This is a genomic window from Nostoc sp. (genome assembly GCF_036917355.1).
Lineage (GTDB): Bacteria > Cyanobacteriota > Cyanobacteriia > Cyanobacteriales > Nostocaceae > Nostoc.
The window spans coordinates 78888-93615 of record NZ_JBALDP010000103.1 but is presented as its reverse complement, the minus strand read 5'-3'; the positions used below and the strand labels follow the sequence as shown (position 1 = coordinate 93615).

The window sequence follows — 14728 nt, the reverse complement described above, 5'->3', positions numbered from 1 at the left end:
TCTGGCTCAATAGTGTCAAGAATGCCACTAAAATTCATCTGATTGGTTTATTGAGAAAATTTGCCTTGGATGTATGAATCATTATCCACATCTATAGCTAACTCTTATAAACGAGAAGAAAGTGTTTATTTCTATTGACACTATTGAAAGCCAGCTAGCATGAATGTAACTATCAACTTGTTTTCATTGTCAAAATTTAGAATTATTTGGAGTCAAATTTCATGAATTTAACTAAAAAACTCTCAATTATTGTTTTTAGTTTTACTACTATTTTAATTAGCACTGCTGTGATTACTAATATTTATAATGCAGCAGCACAAGCGGCAGAACTTGTTAAAAACGGAAGCTTTGAACTCGATCCTCTCGTAGATCCTAACAATCCCAATGCTACAAATCCGAATATTACAGACTGGACTAAGTCTGGCGATCCGATGGATGTATCAGGGATAAGAATAAGCAATTTTCCTCAGCATGATAGTGGTAATCAGGGCTTATCACTTAGTGGATTTATAGACCTCAGCTACATATCACAGACACTTTCTACACAACCTGGTCAGAAATACGAACTTAGTTACTATTTAGCATCTATAGATGAGGCCCCTGACCTTGATAATCAATTTCAGACATTTGTAGGTGGAAATAAGCTTTTTGATCAAAAAGACATTTCTTTTCAACCATACACGCAATATAAGTTCAATTTCACAGCAGATGCATCATCCACAGAGTTAAAGTTTGGGGATTGGGATAAATATGGATTCTTATACTTGGATAATGTGAGTGTAAAACCTGTACCTGAGCCATCAACTATTGGAGGAATAGCAGTTACTGTTGGATTGTTGGGAATATGGCTGAAGAAAAAGAAGGCAATTAGCTAGGAAGAATAGCCCTCTTTTTCTTCAGCCACTTTACCAACAAGTTCTGATTGGGGGCCAATTTGAATTCCTTTATCCATTTGGGTAATTAAAGCCTCTTTAATAAAAGATGGGTTATGACCAAAAAGATTAATTCCCAATCCCATCATTATATTCGTTACCATCTACATCCCATATTTTGGAACCCAAAGAGCGATTAGCAACAATGGGATAATACATTTCTTTCAAGAGTAGATTAAATTCTCCTAAATTTTTATCATCAGATAAAAATTTAGGAGAATTTTGACACATTTGCTTTAATGTTTTGGTGCGATCGCTGTAGCTATTGATAAAATATTGTAAGTAGTCTTGCTGCTTAGTAAGTCCGGCTTTAGCTAGCAGCTTAGTTAGATTGTCTGAATTTTAGGCGTTGCTGAATCAAAATATGAATCATGCGATCGCCTCAAGGTTGCGGGCGCTATGCACCCGCACCGACACAGAACCATTCTTGAGATAATATATTACTAATCTAATTGATAGTTTCAGCATTTCTACGGTTTTAGAATAACAAAATGTTTTCCAATGTAGCCTAGCAAGATAATGTCGAAAACGACTGTTTTCTCCTTCTACCCGTGTCATATATATTTTACTAACAAGGCGATCGCCTGAATCAACAAAACATGGATAAACTTTATAACCATCTGTGACGTAAAAATAAGACTCCCAACACTTGATTCTCTGCCACAAAAGTTAAAATGTTTCTGAACTTCTGTCTCCTAATACCCAAGCTATAACTCCTGGAACACTGTGATTGACGACTGTCCACAACCAAACTTTGTTTTTTTCGATCCCACAGAAGTTTCGAGTTCATCTATTTCTCTTACTTCTGGTATCTCTTCTATTTTCGGTTGTTCTGGTAGGATGTTAGCTACCTCTTTCACCCAATTTATAACCGTAGTATGATAGCGAAGCGTTAGCGAGTCCGCGAGCGTCTGTACTTTTTTTACCCTTTCAATTGCGCGAGAACCAGAACTATTAACGTACATTTCTAGGCATTCACGCTTAATATCTTCAGAACATCCTTTTGGTTCATAAGATTCGATATATTGGCGCAATTATTAATTCGACCACAAGAAATACCCGTGGGAATTATGACAGCTTTAGTTGGTGCGCCATTCTTCGTTTACTTAGCCAAATATCAAGTAAAAAAATGAAGAGAAACTTACTGATTTTTCGTTATACAAAACTAGGATTTTCCTTTCGGATTCAAAACCAAGTTCCCAGCACTTTATTTATCTTGATAATTATCACCTTAGCAGCGATGGTAATTAACATAAGTAGAGAAAAATTCTTTTTTAGGTGTAGCATTAATAAAAGCGAATAGTGTGATATTTCATGTCCAGGTAATTAGTTATGATTCCCATAGTCATTGCACCCTACGCGCCAGTTGCTCATGCCATGACCGCGCTGGCTCCCCTTAATCCCCTATCTACCTGCGGGGAGGGGAAACAAAGCGCTGATTTAGTGGGGTGGGGTTCTTTGGGTTTTATAAGTAATCAAGCGGATATGATATTACATACTTACAAAATTATCGAAGATTCTCTTAAGTTTAATTATGTCAATGTCATTATTGAGCGATAATTTACATTATCAAATGTCAGCTAACAATTTGACTTTGGGTTATGACAATGCAACTATTATTAAGCATTTAGATTTAAACATACCAACAGGAAAAATAACTGCTTTAGTTGGTGCAAATGGCTGTGGAAAATCCACTTTACTACGGGGTTTAGCCAGATTATTAAAACCTCGTTGCGGTACAGTCTATTTAGATAAAACAGATGTATTTAAGCTATCAACAAAAGATGTTGCTAAAAAATTAGGAATTCTTACCCAAGGCCCCGTTGCACCAGAAGGATTAACCGTTCGAGATTTGGTAGCTTGTGGAAGGTTTCCTTATCAAAATTGGTTGCAGCAGTGGACAAAAGAAGATGAAAAATTAGTAGAACTAGCGTTAGAAATTACTGGAATTAAATATTTGGCAGAACGGGAGTTAAATACTCTTTCTGGTGGACAACGACAACGTGCTTGGATTGCAATGGCATTAGCTCAAGATACGGATATTTTATTGTTAGATGAACCAACTACTTTTTTAGATTTGGCACACCAAATAGAAGTTTTAGATTTATTGTATGATTTGAACCAAAACCAGCAACGAACGATTGTCATGGTGTTACATGATTTGAATCATGCCTGTCGTTATGCTGATTATTTGGTAGCCGTGAAAGAAGGTCAAATTTTTGCAGTTGGCGAACCTGATTTGACGATCACTGAAAAGATGGTAAGGGAGGTGTTTGGATTAGAATGTCGGGTGATCCCAGACCCGGTTTCTGGTACACCGATGTGTATACCAGTGGGAAGAAAGGGGAGAAAATAGAAGCAAATCAAAACCTTACACAGCAGAATACAGTTCAGTTAAGCATTTCTTCTTTCTTATCTTGCAGAGTAGGGAATCAGTTTTCTGACTAGCAGCGATCGCAAAACATCTCGCAGATATGCAATGCTCTCTTCTGAAATTAAATTGCTGTATTTATTGCAGATATCTAATACAGTAGAGAGCGATCGCTCTTTTGTAGATTGTGAATCTCTCCAAGATATTACAGCGGTTTTCAAGTAATTGAACTACAACACTCCCTACTCCCCGTCTCAGTTGTGGTCTAAAATCATTTTCTTGTAATCAACCCTCTAGATTGCTCCACTAGGCGAATAAACTCACCCCGATAGCCCTCCTGGTCTTCCCCCTTCCCTTGAGTTGCCAATTTCATCACCAAATCATAACTAGCATCTCCCTTATACTCAGAGTCACGCAACACCATCCCAAAGGTCGCTACCGCAGCAGCAAATCTCAGGTTTGTGGAGGGTATCTGGTCGGTTCTCAAATCATCATCTTGGATGGTTTGGGTAATTAATTGACTGGTGCTGTCTTGGGGCAACTTATAGCGCAGTTTCACCTGCATCAACTCATTACCAGCAGTATCCGAGGCAGTTTCACCAGAACGCTGATACCGCAAAGGGTCTATCTCTGGGAGTTTCACATCGCTTTTTGTACCAGTGGGAATTATTTCATAAAGCGCTGTCACAGAATGACCAGCCCCAATATCACCTGCATCTTTCTTGTCATCATTGAAATCCTGGTTTTGCAGCAGGCGGTTTTCGTAACCAATTAAGCGATATGCCTGAACTTTCGCCGGATTAAACTCCACCTGAATTTTCACATCCTTAGCAATAGTAAACAGAGTTCCCCTGAGATCGTTAACTAAAACCTTTTTGGCTTCCAATAGGGTATCGATGTAAGCGTAGTTGCCGTTACCCTTATCAGCCAGTTGTTCCATTTTTCCATCCTTATAATTGCCTGTGCCAAATCCCAACACCGTCAGGAAAATTCCCTGCTCTCGCTTTTGTTCAATTAATCGCGTCAGGTCGCCATCACTGGAAACCCCGACGTTAAAATCTCCATCGGTAGCTAAAATGACTCTGTTATTACCAGACTTGAGGAAGCTTTCTTTGGCTATCTTGTAAGCTAGTTCAATGCCCTGACCGCCAGCAGTCGAGCCTCCAGCCTTTAAGCGGTCAATCGCCGCCAGAATTGTTGATTTTTGACTACCAGGAGTAGCTGGTAACACCAATCCAGCATTCCCCGCATAAACTACCAAACTTACCCGGTCTTCAGGACGCAGTTGATTCACCAACAATTTGAGCGACTGTTGCACCAAGGGTAATTTATTCGGGTCATCCATAGAACCGGAGACATCAATCAGAAATACTAAGTTACTCGGTGGTAAGGTTTTGCTTTCTAGGCGTTTACCTTGCAAACCTACCTGTACCAGCTTGTGTTGAGGATTCCAGGGAGCAGCAGCAACTTCAGTGGTGACGGAAAAAGGTCGTTCGCCTTTTGGTTGGGGATAACTGTAGGTAAAATAATTGATTAATTCCTCAATTCGCACTGCATCCTTGGGTGGTAATTCTCCTTGAGTAATAAATCGTCGCACGTTGCTATAAGATGCTGTATCTACATCAATGGAAAAGGTGGAAAGGGGATCGTTACCGACGCGATGAAAGGGATTATCTTCAATCCGGTTATAGTTTTCTGTATTGAATCCGCTACCTGTTTGAGGTTCCGGGGCAACCCTTCCAATACTGCCACTTTGGAGTTTAGGCATATTAGCACGGTTAGCAACTTGATCCTGCACAGATGAGCCAGACGGAATACTAAGGGGTAGGGCTGTGGGTAAAGGTTGAGTCTTTCGGGTAGACTCAGTTTGAATACGTTCTCTGGTAGGCTGATTCGGAGTGATAGGACTACGAGCTTCCAATTCCTCTATCGGACTTTTTAGGGTTGCTAACTCCGGTGCAAATTCTGCCTGCAAGCGTTGCAGAATTTTCATATCTGCTGGGGCGACTATCTTGGGGTCAGTCGCTATCAGTTCATTGCTGCGATTCACACAGGCATTCAAGACTGTAGCAAACTCAGTCCGGGTTACAGGAAGAGTGCCAAAATTTTGGACGGGAACAACACAACTATACTGTTTTACCAATGCCTGGAGTGCTTGGTAGTCAGGGTGATTGGGTAGAATGGAAGTTTTTGGGGTAGAACTGGCAGGAGTCTGATTGGCTGGAACTGCAACCGTAGCAGACTGGCGTAAAATCGCAATTCCGACTGACGGTATCAATAAAAACAATATTACAATACTGACTCGCTGCCACATTTTCGACGGAATCGGGTAAGACATGGCTAAATCCTCACACTAAATTTTTTCTGTCACATTTGACTATTTACCTAGAATAGTCCTGAGCAGCTTGGGATTTGATAACCGTTTCAGTTTTGGTAACTGTAACTCATACAACACTAAGCATTCCCATCTAGTATTAGGGAATATCACAGTATTTGTTGGTATCGGCTCAGTAATCTGGGTTAAGTAAATTACTCATTTGTGACAAAGTTGGCGTGAAGTTTGATGAAGTTGTATTAGAGTTAGGAAACATCAAAAATCGGGAAACCTGGAAATAAAGTTTTACCTGATAAATAAAAGCTAATGGATAAACAGCAAATTATAAAACTGCTAATTGGTGATTTGACTTGGCAACGGCTAGTTAAATCTTTAATCTTTATCTATCTATTTTTTGCCGCATTTATTTATTTTCGGGCAGATAGCATGATTTTTCTATCTCAACCTTCTAGCTATCAAGATGACCCAACAATTCTGAAGTTAAGGAGTGGAAAAGATACGAATATCTCAGCTACATACTTATTGAATACTCAAGCTAAATATACTATTCTTTATTCTCATGGTAATTCTGAAGATTTAGGAGATATCAAGCAGATTTTAGAAAAATTACACGCGTGGGGTTTTAGTGTCTTTGCTTTTGATTATCGCGGTTATGGTACGAGTCAAGGAAAGCCGACAGAAAGTCATGCATACGAAGATATCAATAGCGCTTACAATTATTTGACCCAAAATTTAAAAATTCCACCTGAAAAAATTATAGTTTTGGGGCGTTCGGTTGGTGGTGGTTCTGCGGTCAATTTAGCAATGCAGAAACCAGTCGCTGGTTTAATTATTGAAAGCTCGTTTATTTCCGCTTTTCAAGTAATAGTGCCTTTTCGGATTTTACCTTTTGATAAATTTCCTAATCTGGACAAAATCAAAAAAGTAAAATCTCCGATATTAGTGATTCATGGAAAAGCAGATAACATAGTTCCTTTTGCTCATGGAGAAAAGTTGTTTAATGCTGCAAGATCCCCAAAACTTTCTTTGTGGGTTGAAGAGGCAAATCATAACGATTTATTCTCGATAGCTGAAGAAAAGTATCGTCAAACTTTGCAGGAGTTCACTAACCTTGTCAAGGCAAATCAGCAATTATCCCGTCCCAGTAATTCGTAATTGCTCTTTGTGAAGTCATCATTGAAACCTAAATAAATTCGGATGAAGTTAGGATGTGTGACAAAAGTAACATATCCTAGCATCAGAGATTTCTGACAGAAATCTGTAAAATCAAAGATTCTACAAAGGCGATCGCATGACTAATGGCGTAATAATGCAGTATTACCATTGGTACATCTCCGATGATGGTACGTTATGGGACAAGCTGAATAAAGCAGCCAATGAGCTAGCTGATGCAGGCTTCACTGCCTTATGGCTGCCGCCAGCTTATAAGGGTAGTGGTGGAGCATCGGATGTTGGATACGCAGTTTACGATTTGTTTGATTTGGGTGAGTTCAATCAGAAAAATACTGTTCGAACAAAATATGGAACACGCGAACAATACTTGAAAGCTATTAAAACGGCACAGGATGCAGGTATCCAAATATATGCCGATGTGGTTTTCAACCACAAAGATGGTGGGGATGAAATAGAACGCATCTCGGCCCAAGAAATGGATTGGAATGACCGCAACCGTCCAGTCAGCGATTGGTACGAAATTGCAGCTTATACAAAGTTCAATTTTTCTGGTCGTGGAGATAAATACTCCAGTATGAAATGGTATTGGTGGTGCTTTGATTCATTATCATACAACGCAGATACCAAAAGGGCAGACAAGCTCTACCGCCTTAAAGATAAACATTTTGAGACGGAAGTTAGCTACGAACACGGCAACTACGATTATTTAATGGCCAATGACCTGGATACAGGTAATGGCTTCGTGCGCGGTGAGTTGATGTATTGGGGGCGTTGGTTTGTTGACACCACAGATGTAGATGGCTTTCGCATTGACGCTGTTAAACATATCCGCTCTACTTTTTTCCGTGATTGGTTAAATCACCTGCGAGTGCATTTTGGTGGGCGGGAACTGTTTAGCGTTGGCGAGTACTGGTCTCAAGATATCAATGCCTTACACGGTTATATTGCCTCTAGTGATGGGCGTTTGTCGTTATTTGATGTGCCTCTACATTTCAAATTTCACCAAGCTAGTCGCCAGGGTAGTAGTTTCGATCTGCGATCGATTTTTGATAGAACCTTAGTTAAAGAACAACCTGCCCTAGCTGTTACCTTTGTCGAGAACCATGATACCCAACCTTGTCAATCCCTAGAGTCGCCTGTTGAACCTTGGTTTAAGCCCTTAGCCTATGCACTAATCTTACTGCGTCGGGAAGGCTATCCTTGCGTTTTCTATGCAGATTATTATGGGGCAAAATATCAAGATAAAGGACGTGATAATACCCTTTACTCTCACCGTTTCTTGATTGACAAGTTCTTGAAAGCGCGTAGAGAATACGGTTTTGGCGACCAGCATGATTACTTTGACCATCCCAATACTATTGGTTGGACGCGCTTGGGTACTAAGCAACACCCGGGTGCAATGGCTGTAGTGCTGACTAATAGTTCACCAGGGAACAAGTGGATGAACGTGTTCCGACCCAATCAGGAATTTTACGATGCCACGGGACATATAAACAATATCATTCACACCAATAACGACGGATGGGGAAATTTCCCATGTCCAGGTGGTTCAATATCGGTCTGGCTGCAAAAATAGTTTGAATAGAAAACTAAGGTTAAAGAGGTAGATAGTAAGGAGTTTCTCCACTATCTACCTCTTTGACAATAGTATTCAACCTAGAAGGGAGCAAAATTTTCAACAGGATTACGGAATTGAGATGACATCGCTTGAAGTCATAATCATCAGAACACAAACTGATTGCGTTCACTGAATTTTTTGCTTGACTAACTCCAAGCAAGAAATCTTAAAACAGCCAAATAATTAAAGCTATTAAGGAGATAAATTAAGATGAGTGAGAATAATAACCCACAACCCAAAACAAAAAAACAACCTCCTAATACAATAGGAAAACCACCTAAGACTGAATTTATTAACTCCGAACAACAACCCAAAACACCAAAATTATCAGATATTAATTGACCAGGAGTAATTCCTACTTAATCCATGCAGTAATTTTTGCGAGGAAATTAGGAGGTTGTCATGAAATAACTCAAGGCAACCTCTCTCAATTTATTTGATAGCTGAATATAAATTTTAGCTTAAACTTATGATACAAACTTCAAAAAAAATAGTCATTGAAGATATCTATCTTCAAGAGATCGAACTGACAGAGACTGAAGCTCAATCTATTAATGGTGGTTCACCGACTTTACCACTGCCACCACCTAGTAATGGTAGATTTTTGTTATTTTCTTTTGATTGGGTAGCACTTAATCCCCAACCCTTACCTCCAAAAACCTCTTCTACCCCAATATTTTCTTTATAACTACAAAACGAATTCTAGTGTAGAAGCCAATAAGAAACTAGAAGTCTGACGAAAATATTCATTTGCTGCTATATTTTGGGAACCATTGGTTCCCATTTCATTTTTAATTCCATTGCTTATTGATTCATTGATTTAATAAGGGCAAGCAAATAGTGAAACAAGTTCTGCCTGACTGCGACTCAAATGAAAGCGTACCGTGATGGCGATTTTCTACAATCCGGCGAACGGTTTCTAAACCAAGTCCTGAACCATGCCCCACTGATTTGGTGGTGAAAAAAGGTTCAAAAATACGGGTTTTAATTTCAGGTGGAATTCCACTACCAGAATCAATGATGTCAATATGGGCATAGCGATCGCAATGATGTGTTGTAATTTCTAGCAGTCCTTTACCATCCATTGCATCAATGGCGTTGTCAATTAAGTTCGTCCACACCTGATTTAGTTCGCTGCCATAGGCAAGAATTTTTGGAAGACTTCGATCGTAATTGCGTTGCACTTGGACACCGCACTTGAGTTTATGAGCAAACAATCGCAAGGTATCTTCCAAGCCTTGATGTATATCTACTTCTTGCTGAATGCCTCGATCGAGGTAAGAATAAGACTTCATCGCTTGCACAAGTTCGGAAATCCTCTCAGATCCTCGCAAACCATGTTTAATCATTGACATGACTTCAAAGGAAAGCGCTAGCCAGTGCAATCCCATTTCTCGCAATTCCGTGTCGTCGTTGCGCCAACGTTCCATGAGTTGCTTTAGGGTTTCAACCTCAACACCACCTTCCGCTAAAGGCTCTGCTAATTTCCATGCTTGGTTTACACCATAGTCTTCTAACCATTCCAGCAATATGTCTTCGCGATCGCTTAGTGTCACCGGATCTAGGCGATTATTCAAAATCGCATCATAGCCAAGATCGCGTACTCTCAACCAGTGTTGAGTATGGGCTTCCTCAACATTGCGTTGCCCATAAACTAAGTTCATTCGTTGCAACTCTAGGATCGCGGCTGGCATTTCTTTTAAAGTCCGAACCAAGGCTGCGGCTGGGTTGTTGAGTTCATGAGCTAAACCGGCGGCAAGTGTCCCTAAAGCTGCCATCTTTTCCCGCCCACGAATGAAAGACTCTAGCCCCCGGACACGACGTTGCATAATTCGGAAGACCATCCGCTCAAAATCACGACATTCATGCAGCAGTTTACGGAAATCTTCTCCTTTCATTTCATAGATGTGGCAATTCGTGAATGCCCGCATTGTCACAGGTGCAGGTTCATCTGTGAGTACTGGAATTTCACCAAAATAGGATGGGGCTTCGTGCTGCCCAATGGGAATTTCCACTCCTTCACTGCGGCGGGTGATGTTGATTTTACCTTTGACTAAGATAAATAAGCGACATACAGGGTCTCCCTCATAGGACAACACTTCTCCAGCAGAAAGTTCAACTGTTTGAGCGCGATCGCAAACCCACTGCAATCGCTCTTTGGGTAGCTGTTGAAATGGGTCTAAGTTGATTAATTCCTCAACACATAACATTGATTAACCTCCTTGAGGGGGCAGGGGGGATAATACCAATTCAAAATTCAAAACTTGTACTGAGCTTGTCGAAGTATTCAAAATTCAAAACTAAGAAAGCCAGACATAACATAGGTTTGGGAGTATTATCTGTCGCATTTTTTTTTCAAATGTAGGGTTATACAGGTGTGTTTCCCTATGGAGAATTTTGGCTTAAATAGTTGAAGAAGGCTTTAGTCTTAGTTTATCAGAATGCGCAAAAAACCCGATCTGTATATACGGTGGGGATGGATGGCGGCCCGATCGCTCAAGATTTATTAAAACCAGCAGAACGACGATAAAGTAACCAGATAAACACGGGTGAACCCAGCAAGGCAGTGACGGAACCTACTGGTAGTTCTACTGCTCCTAGTCTAGAGAGTAAATCTGCAAAAGTGAGTAACCATGCACCTGCAAGGGCGGAAAGTGGTAAAACAAAGCGATGATCTGTACCAACAATCAGGCGGACACCGTGAGGGACAACAAGACCGACAAATCCAACCAAGCCACTGATGCTGACTGCACCTGCGGCTAATAGAGTGGCGACACCACCAATTAACAGGCGCGATCGCGTCAACGAAAGCCCTAAACTTACAGCCAAATCATCTCCCAAAGCCAGGATGTTTAGCGATCGCGCCAGCAAGCATCCCCCGATTAATGCAACGATGATATAAGGGCCAGTTGTAGCAATTTCTTGCCAACCCCGTCCATTCAGACTACCAACCAGAAAACTGAGCGCAATTTGAATTTGCCCATCTTCAGCTAAAAGCAGCAATGTACTTTGTACAGCACCAAATAAAGAACTCACCGCCACTCCGCCTAAAATCAACCGCTCAACAGAAATTCCCGAACCTGAACGACCGAGTAAAATAACAATCGTGGCAGTTAAAATTGCTCCTATCCATGCTGCTAAAGGAATTGCGATCGGGAATATGTGGCACACAATCATCAGAATTACAAGTAGTCCCGCACCCGCTGAAATTCCCAAAATAAATGGATCGGCGAGACTATTACGTAACATTCCTTGCAGCAACGCTCCTGACATTCCCAAAGCTGCGCCGACAATAATCGCAGCCGTAATGCGTGGGAGACGTAAATCCCAGAGAATTGTCTGTTTAACCGGATCGCCTTTGTGGAGTATGGCTTGCCAAAATTCCGACATACTTAAAGGTACTGCTCCTTGAGAAAGCGACAGCGCTAGCGTTACCACCAGTGCTGTACCAAAAAGTAAAACAGCCCAAAATACGCGGTGTTCAGTAAAAATTTTCTGAAATGGTCTAGTCAAATTTATGATATGTATTTTTTTTAAATATAATCTGTCCCAAACAAAGCTGCATTTAAAGATAGCTTCTCGATGAGGGAGGAGAAATCTAAAAATTTGACCCTCAGAAGGTGAAAGTTGACCTTCAGAAGCTCAATGTTGACCCTCAGAAGGTGGAAGTTGACCTTCAGAAGGTGAAAGTTGACCCTCAGAAGATGAAAGTTGACCTTCAGAAGCTCAATGTTGACCCTCAGAAGCTCAATGTTGACCCTCAGAAGCTCAATGTTGACCCTCAGAAGCTCAATGTTGACCCTCAGAAGATGAAAGTTGACCTTCAGAAGGTGAACGTTGACCTTCAAAAGCTCAATTTTTAAGTTTTAACTCCCTCTTCTTCCCCTGCTCCTCTGCTCCCCTGCTCCCCTGCTTCCGTGCCCCTACGTTAGTTCTAGTCCACCTTGATAGCCAGTGACAATGCGTCCACCATTCTTGAGGATGTGGATTTCGATCTGGTCGCTAGCCCAAGTAATCTGGTCTTGGAAGTCCGGGTTTAAAACACGAACCCGTTGATTGCTAGAGGAGACTGGAGAATTGGGAGAATTAATTGCCAGAGATTGTACAAAAGGCCCGTCAATCAGGATATCGAGTTGTTCTAACAATGCTTGGGAACCTGGCGGTGCAGATTGGGACTGTAGCTGCTTAAGAGTAAACCCAGAAAAAGACATTACATTTAAACCAGCAGCTTTTATCTTCCGGGCTAAAGATGCTAGTGCCGTTGCTTGCCAAAAGGGTTCTCCCCCAGAGAATGTTACACCTGTGTTGCGGGGATTGCTGAGAATATTTTCGGCAAGGGCATCAACAGCAATCAATTGGTTAGGTTGAAAAGACCAGGAGTTAGTATTAAAGCAGCCAGGACACTCACGCAAACAACCTTGTACCCAGACGACTGCACGACAACCAGGGCCATTCACTTCTGACTGATCGACGTAACCCATAATATTGAGATAGCCTGGGGGAATTTCCATGAGTGCTAGCGATGGGTCAGTTGGCTTAATTTCCATCTCTTTAACTCCTTTTAGCCATTAACTATTAAATATAGCGAATCTCCACTTATATAATCGTGACAATAGTTATATAACTAGGGATTTAATTGTTGAAGAAGGCAGGAGGCAGTACCGATGAAACAAGTTTCACAGCCAAGAATGAAAGATTGAACCCAGAATTAATTAAAAATTATTATTTCTTTCAATTTTTAATCTTTAATTTTTAATTAAAACTGGTCAGGAGTCAGAATTCCCTGCTGCTTTCTGCCTCCTGTCCTCTGCCTTTCTTCGATAACCAATCTCTCAAAAACTTTTAGCGCTTTGGAAAAGTCCGCTTTCACTTACTAGACTGAATCTTGTCGGATTTTTGTCAAATCTATTACACAATTGCTACAAATATAATAATGAAAATTTTCTCATCAAAGTTTCATAAAAGACTCATGTAACTTTGGGAAGCTACTTAAGTTAATATGGCATCCATTCACTGAATAACTTAGGGACATTTAACCATGAGACTGATGGTATATTCCCACGATGGCTTCGGTTTCAGTAATATTCGCAGAATGCTGGCAATCTGCATTTACTTGATTCGATTCCAAAACTTTCTATTTTAGTTGTTTCTGGTTCGCCGATGCTGCACACCTTTTGTCTTCCGAAAAGACTAGATTATATTAAATTACCCTGCTTAAATCGATACCCATCGCATCAATGGTAATGATGCAGCCAGAGATGTCTAATATGTCCAATAGTGCTGGAATTACAGTGATTTCATTTGATTTAGAACTGACCTTTATTTGTCCCAAAACTAAACGATGTTCACTTGACCAGGCACTAACTGTGTGCAAGGCTTTTAGTTTTGATTCTCGGTCATAAGAGCCTCTATGAGTTTTGCCATCGATGGCTACTACTTCTACTCTCAATTTCTCAACCAATGATTGAACCCACTGCCGAAAACATTGCTCAAATTATGCAGGGGTTAATTCTCTCAAACACCCTTCTAAAAGTATCAGGGCTGGGGATTCCAAATGGTAGTTCTAAAAATGTTTGCAACCATTCTTTTTTATTGAGCCCATACTCCTCAATATCTTCCCAACCTTGAGCGCCGGCGATTACTGCCAAAATGGAAATGGTAATGATATCAGTAAGTAAATGCCATCTCGTCCTTTCTGTTCTTGGGTCTTTTACTTGTGTGAAGTATTCTTGAACCTTACTGGTAATGTCAAAACTGTCTACGCTGGGTGCAAAAGATGCTTTGGTTTTGCTTTTCTTGTTCTCAAATCCTGTTGACATTACTTTGATCTGGCAGTGAGATGAATAAAATCTTACCCTACCTCGGATGGTGTCACTTTGTTTCCAACAAAGATTGCTGATTGGGCGAGTCCTCTTGTCAATAGGTTTTGAGACGCGCTAACCCTGGTCTACGATGGGCTTTGCCTACGCAATTTTAGATGAGCCAACCACTGGCTTAGATAACGAAAACGAACACGCCGTCAATGAAGCACTCGATCGCTTAACTCAGAAATGCACAACCTTTATAGTTTCTCATAATCTTAGAGCCGTTAAACAAGCCGATTTAATTCTCTACATCGAAGACGGACAGATTTTAGAGCAAGGTACGCATCAAGAATTACTGCCCTTAGGTGGACATTACAGCGCAATGTATACCTGGAAATCTGCGGGAAATTCCCATGAGAGTCCTCATGTAGAGACGCGATTTATCGCGTCTTTAAAGACCAATTATCTACACCAATAACCCTTAAATGAACTTTG

16 protein-coding genes and 4 pseudogenes are annotated in these 14728 nt (G+C 40.7%); 11 read left to right on the top strand and 9 right to left on the bottom strand.

Going from position 1 to position 14728, the window contains the following annotated elements:
- Positions 1 to 221: 221 nt before the first annotated feature.
- Positions 222 to 875, top strand: coding sequence for a DUF642 domain-containing protein (locus V7K53_RS30970; protein WP_335201304.1), 654 nt, complete (start codon positions 222 to 224; stop codon positions 873 to 875).
- Here V7K53_RS30970 and V7K53_RS30965 read toward each other — a convergent pair.
- Both V7K53_RS30965 and V7K53_RS30960 read right to left on the bottom strand, forming a co-directional pair.
- Positions 872 to 1036, bottom strand: a complete 165-nt coding sequence (locus V7K53_RS30965) for a hypothetical protein (RefSeq protein ID WP_335201303.1) — start codon at positions 1034 to 1036, stop codon at positions 872 to 874. The genes V7K53_RS30970 and V7K53_RS30965 overlap by 4 nt on opposite strands.
- A 265-nt stretch (positions 1037 to 1301) precedes the next feature.
- A pseudogene (locus tag V7K53_RS30960) lies at positions 1302 to 1963 on the bottom strand (IS1 family transposase); the annotation flags it as partial.
- Between V7K53_RS30960 and V7K53_RS30955 the strand changes: the two are divergent.
- From V7K53_RS30955 to V7K53_RS30945, 3 genes and pseudogenes are all read left to right on the top strand, one after another.
- Positions 1952 to 2065: pseudogene (locus V7K53_RS30955) on the top strand (iron chelate uptake ABC transporter family permease subunit); the annotation flags it as partial. The pseudogenes V7K53_RS30960 and V7K53_RS30955 overlap by 12 nt on opposite strands.
- Positions 2066 to 2264: 199 nt before the next feature.
- Positions 2265 to 2492: a hypothetical protein gene (locus V7K53_RS30950; RefSeq protein ID WP_335201302.1), complete on the top strand. Its 228-nt coding sequence runs from the start codon at positions 2265 to 2267 to the stop codon at positions 2490 to 2492.
- Positions 2467 to 3288, top strand: coding sequence for an ABC transporter ATP-binding protein (locus tag V7K53_RS30945; protein ID WP_335201301.1), 822 nt, complete (start codon positions 2467 to 2469; stop codon positions 3286 to 3288). Before V7K53_RS30950 ends, V7K53_RS30945 begins: the two co-directional genes overlap by 26 nt.
- Positions 3289 to 3344: 56 nt before the next feature.
- On the opposite strand, the gene V7K53_RS30940 is transcribed toward V7K53_RS30945, so the two are convergent.
- Both V7K53_RS30940 and V7K53_RS30935 read right to left on the bottom strand, forming a co-directional pair.
- Positions 3345 to 3524, bottom strand: a complete 180-nt coding sequence (locus V7K53_RS30940; RefSeq protein WP_335201300.1) for a hypothetical protein — start codon at positions 3522 to 3524, stop codon at positions 3345 to 3347.
- Positions 3525 to 3574: 50 nt separating this feature from the next.
- Positions 3575 to 5641 carry a vWA domain-containing protein gene (locus V7K53_RS30935; RefSeq protein WP_335201299.1) on the bottom strand — a complete coding sequence of 689 codons (2067 nt, stop codon included), beginning with the start codon at positions 5639 to 5641 and terminating at the stop codon, positions 3575 to 3577.
- Positions 5642 to 5944: 303 nt separating this feature from the next.
- Between V7K53_RS30935 and V7K53_RS30930 the strand changes: the two genes are divergently transcribed.
- The 4 genes from V7K53_RS30930 (at position 5945) to V7K53_RS30915 (ending at position 9117) form a co-directional block, all read left to right on the top strand.
- Entirely contained in the window at positions 5945 to 6793 is an 849-nt protein-coding gene (locus tag V7K53_RS30930) for an alpha/beta hydrolase (protein WP_335201298.1), read from the top strand.
- Between the two features lie 136 nt (positions 6794 to 6929).
- The gene (locus V7K53_RS30925; RefSeq protein ID WP_335201297.1) at positions 6930 to 8387 is read left to right on the top strand and encodes an alpha-amylase; all 1458 of its coding nucleotides are present in this window, start codon (positions 6930 to 6932) and stop codon (positions 8385 to 8387) included.
- Between the two features lie 252 nt (positions 8388 to 8639).
- Positions 8640 to 8771 carry a hypothetical protein gene (locus tag V7K53_RS30920; protein WP_335201296.1) on the top strand — a complete coding sequence of 44 codons (132 nt, stop codon included), beginning with the start codon at positions 8640 to 8642 and terminating at the stop codon, positions 8769 to 8771.
- A 127-nt stretch (positions 8772 to 8898) separates the two neighbouring features.
- Complete coding sequence (locus V7K53_RS30915; RefSeq protein WP_335201295.1) at positions 8899 to 9117, top strand: hypothetical protein; 219 nt, start codon at positions 8899 to 8901, stop codon at positions 9115 to 9117.
- A gap of 124 nt (positions 9118 to 9241) precedes the next feature.
- Here V7K53_RS30915 and V7K53_RS30910 read toward each other — a convergent pair whose 3' ends face one another.
- Together V7K53_RS30910 and V7K53_RS30905 are read right to left on the bottom strand one after the other, a co-directional pair.
- Positions 9242 to 10639 carry an ATP-binding protein gene (locus V7K53_RS30910; RefSeq protein ID WP_335201294.1) on the bottom strand — a complete coding sequence of 466 codons (1398 nt, stop codon included), beginning with the start codon at positions 10637 to 10639 and terminating at the stop codon, positions 9242 to 9244.
- A gap of 286 nt (positions 10640 to 10925) precedes the next feature.
- Positions 10926 to 11942 carry a FecCD family ABC transporter permease gene (locus V7K53_RS30905; RefSeq protein ID WP_335201293.1) on the bottom strand — a complete coding sequence of 339 codons (1017 nt, stop codon included), beginning with the start codon at positions 11940 to 11942 and terminating at the stop codon, positions 10926 to 10928.
- Positions 11943 to 12049: 107 nt separating this feature from the next.
- Here V7K53_RS30905 and V7K53_RS30900 point away from each other — a divergent pair, with 107 nt between their 5' ends.
- The gene (locus V7K53_RS30900) at positions 12050 to 12292 is read left to right on the top strand and encodes a hypothetical protein (RefSeq protein WP_335201292.1); all 243 of its coding nucleotides are present in this window, start codon (positions 12050 to 12052) and stop codon (positions 12290 to 12292) included.
- A 60-nt stretch (positions 12293 to 12352) separates the two neighbouring features.
- Here V7K53_RS30900 and V7K53_RS30895 read toward each other — a convergent pair whose 3' ends face one another.
- Positions 12353 to 12976: a 4Fe-4S single cluster domain-containing protein gene (locus V7K53_RS30895; RefSeq protein ID WP_335201290.1), complete on the bottom strand. Its 624-nt coding sequence runs from the start codon at positions 12974 to 12976 to the stop codon at positions 12353 to 12355.
- Between the two features lie 491 nt (positions 12977 to 13467).
- On the opposite strand from V7K53_RS30895, the pseudogene V7K53_RS30890 reads away from it, so the two are divergent.
- A pseudogene (locus V7K53_RS30890) lies at positions 13468 to 13652 on the top strand (glycosyltransferase); the annotation flags it as partial.
- Here V7K53_RS30890 and V7K53_RS30885 read toward each other — a convergent pair.
- Both V7K53_RS30885 and V7K53_RS30880 read right to left on the bottom strand, forming a co-directional pair.
- Positions 13630 to 13878 (bottom strand): ISAs1 family transposase, encoded by a 249-nt coding sequence (locus tag V7K53_RS30885; protein WP_335201353.1) that lies wholly within the window; start codon positions 13876 to 13878, stop codon positions 13630 to 13632. The pseudogene V7K53_RS30890 and the gene V7K53_RS30885 overlap by 23 nt on opposite strands.
- A 40-nt stretch (positions 13879 to 13918) precedes the next feature.
- Positions 13919 to 14248: a transposase family protein gene (locus V7K53_RS30880; RefSeq protein WP_335201289.1), complete on the bottom strand. Its 330-nt coding sequence runs from the start codon at positions 14246 to 14248 to the stop codon at positions 13919 to 13921.
- Between the two features lie 151 nt (positions 14249 to 14399).
- Here V7K53_RS30880 and V7K53_RS30875 point away from each other — a divergent pair.
- A pseudogene (locus V7K53_RS30875) lies at positions 14400 to 14711 on the top strand (hypothetical protein); the annotation flags it as partial.
- Between the last annotated feature and the right edge of the window lie 17 nt (positions 14712 to 14728).

Coding starts and splice junctions, on each gene's coding strand:
- V7K53_RS30970 (WP_335201304.1), top strand. CDS start 222: ATGAATTTAACTAAAAAACTCTCAATTATTGTTTTTAGTTTTACTACT.
- V7K53_RS30965 (WP_335201303.1), bottom strand. CDS start 1,036: ATGGTAACGAATATAATGATGGGATTGGGAATTAATCTTTTTGGTCAT.
- V7K53_RS30950 (WP_335201302.1), top strand. CDS start 2,265: ATGATTCCCATAGTCATTGCACCCTACGCGCCAGTTGCTCATGCCATG.
- V7K53_RS30945 (WP_335201301.1), top strand. CDS start 2,467: ATGTCAATGTCATTATTGAGCGATAATTTACATTATCAAATGTCAGCT.
- V7K53_RS30935 (WP_335201299.1), bottom strand. CDS start 5,641: ATGTCTTACCCGATTCCGTCGAAAATGTGGCAGCGAGTCAGTATTGTA.
- V7K53_RS30930 (WP_335201298.1), top strand. CDS start 5,945: ATGGATAAACAGCAAATTATAAAACTGCTAATTGGTGATTTGACTTGG.
- V7K53_RS30925 (WP_335201297.1), top strand. CDS start 6,930: ATGACTAATGGCGTAATAATGCAGTATTACCATTGGTACATCTCCGAT.
- V7K53_RS30920 (WP_335201296.1), top strand. CDS start 8,640: ATGAGTGAGAATAATAACCCACAACCCAAAACAAAAAAACAACCTCCT.
- V7K53_RS30915 (WP_335201295.1), top strand. CDS start 8,899: ATGATACAAACTTCAAAAAAAATAGTCATTGAAGATATCTATCTTCAA.
- V7K53_RS30910 (WP_335201294.1), bottom strand. CDS start 10,639: ATGTTATGTGTTGAGGAATTAATCAACTTAGACCCATTTCAACAGCTA.
- V7K53_RS30895 (WP_335201290.1), bottom strand. CDS start 12,976: ATGGAAATTAAGCCAACTGACCCATCGCTAGCACTCATGGAAATTCCC.
- V7K53_RS30880 (WP_335201289.1), bottom strand. CDS start 14,248: ATGTCAACAGGATTTGAGAACAAGAAAAGCAAAACCAAAGCATCTTTT.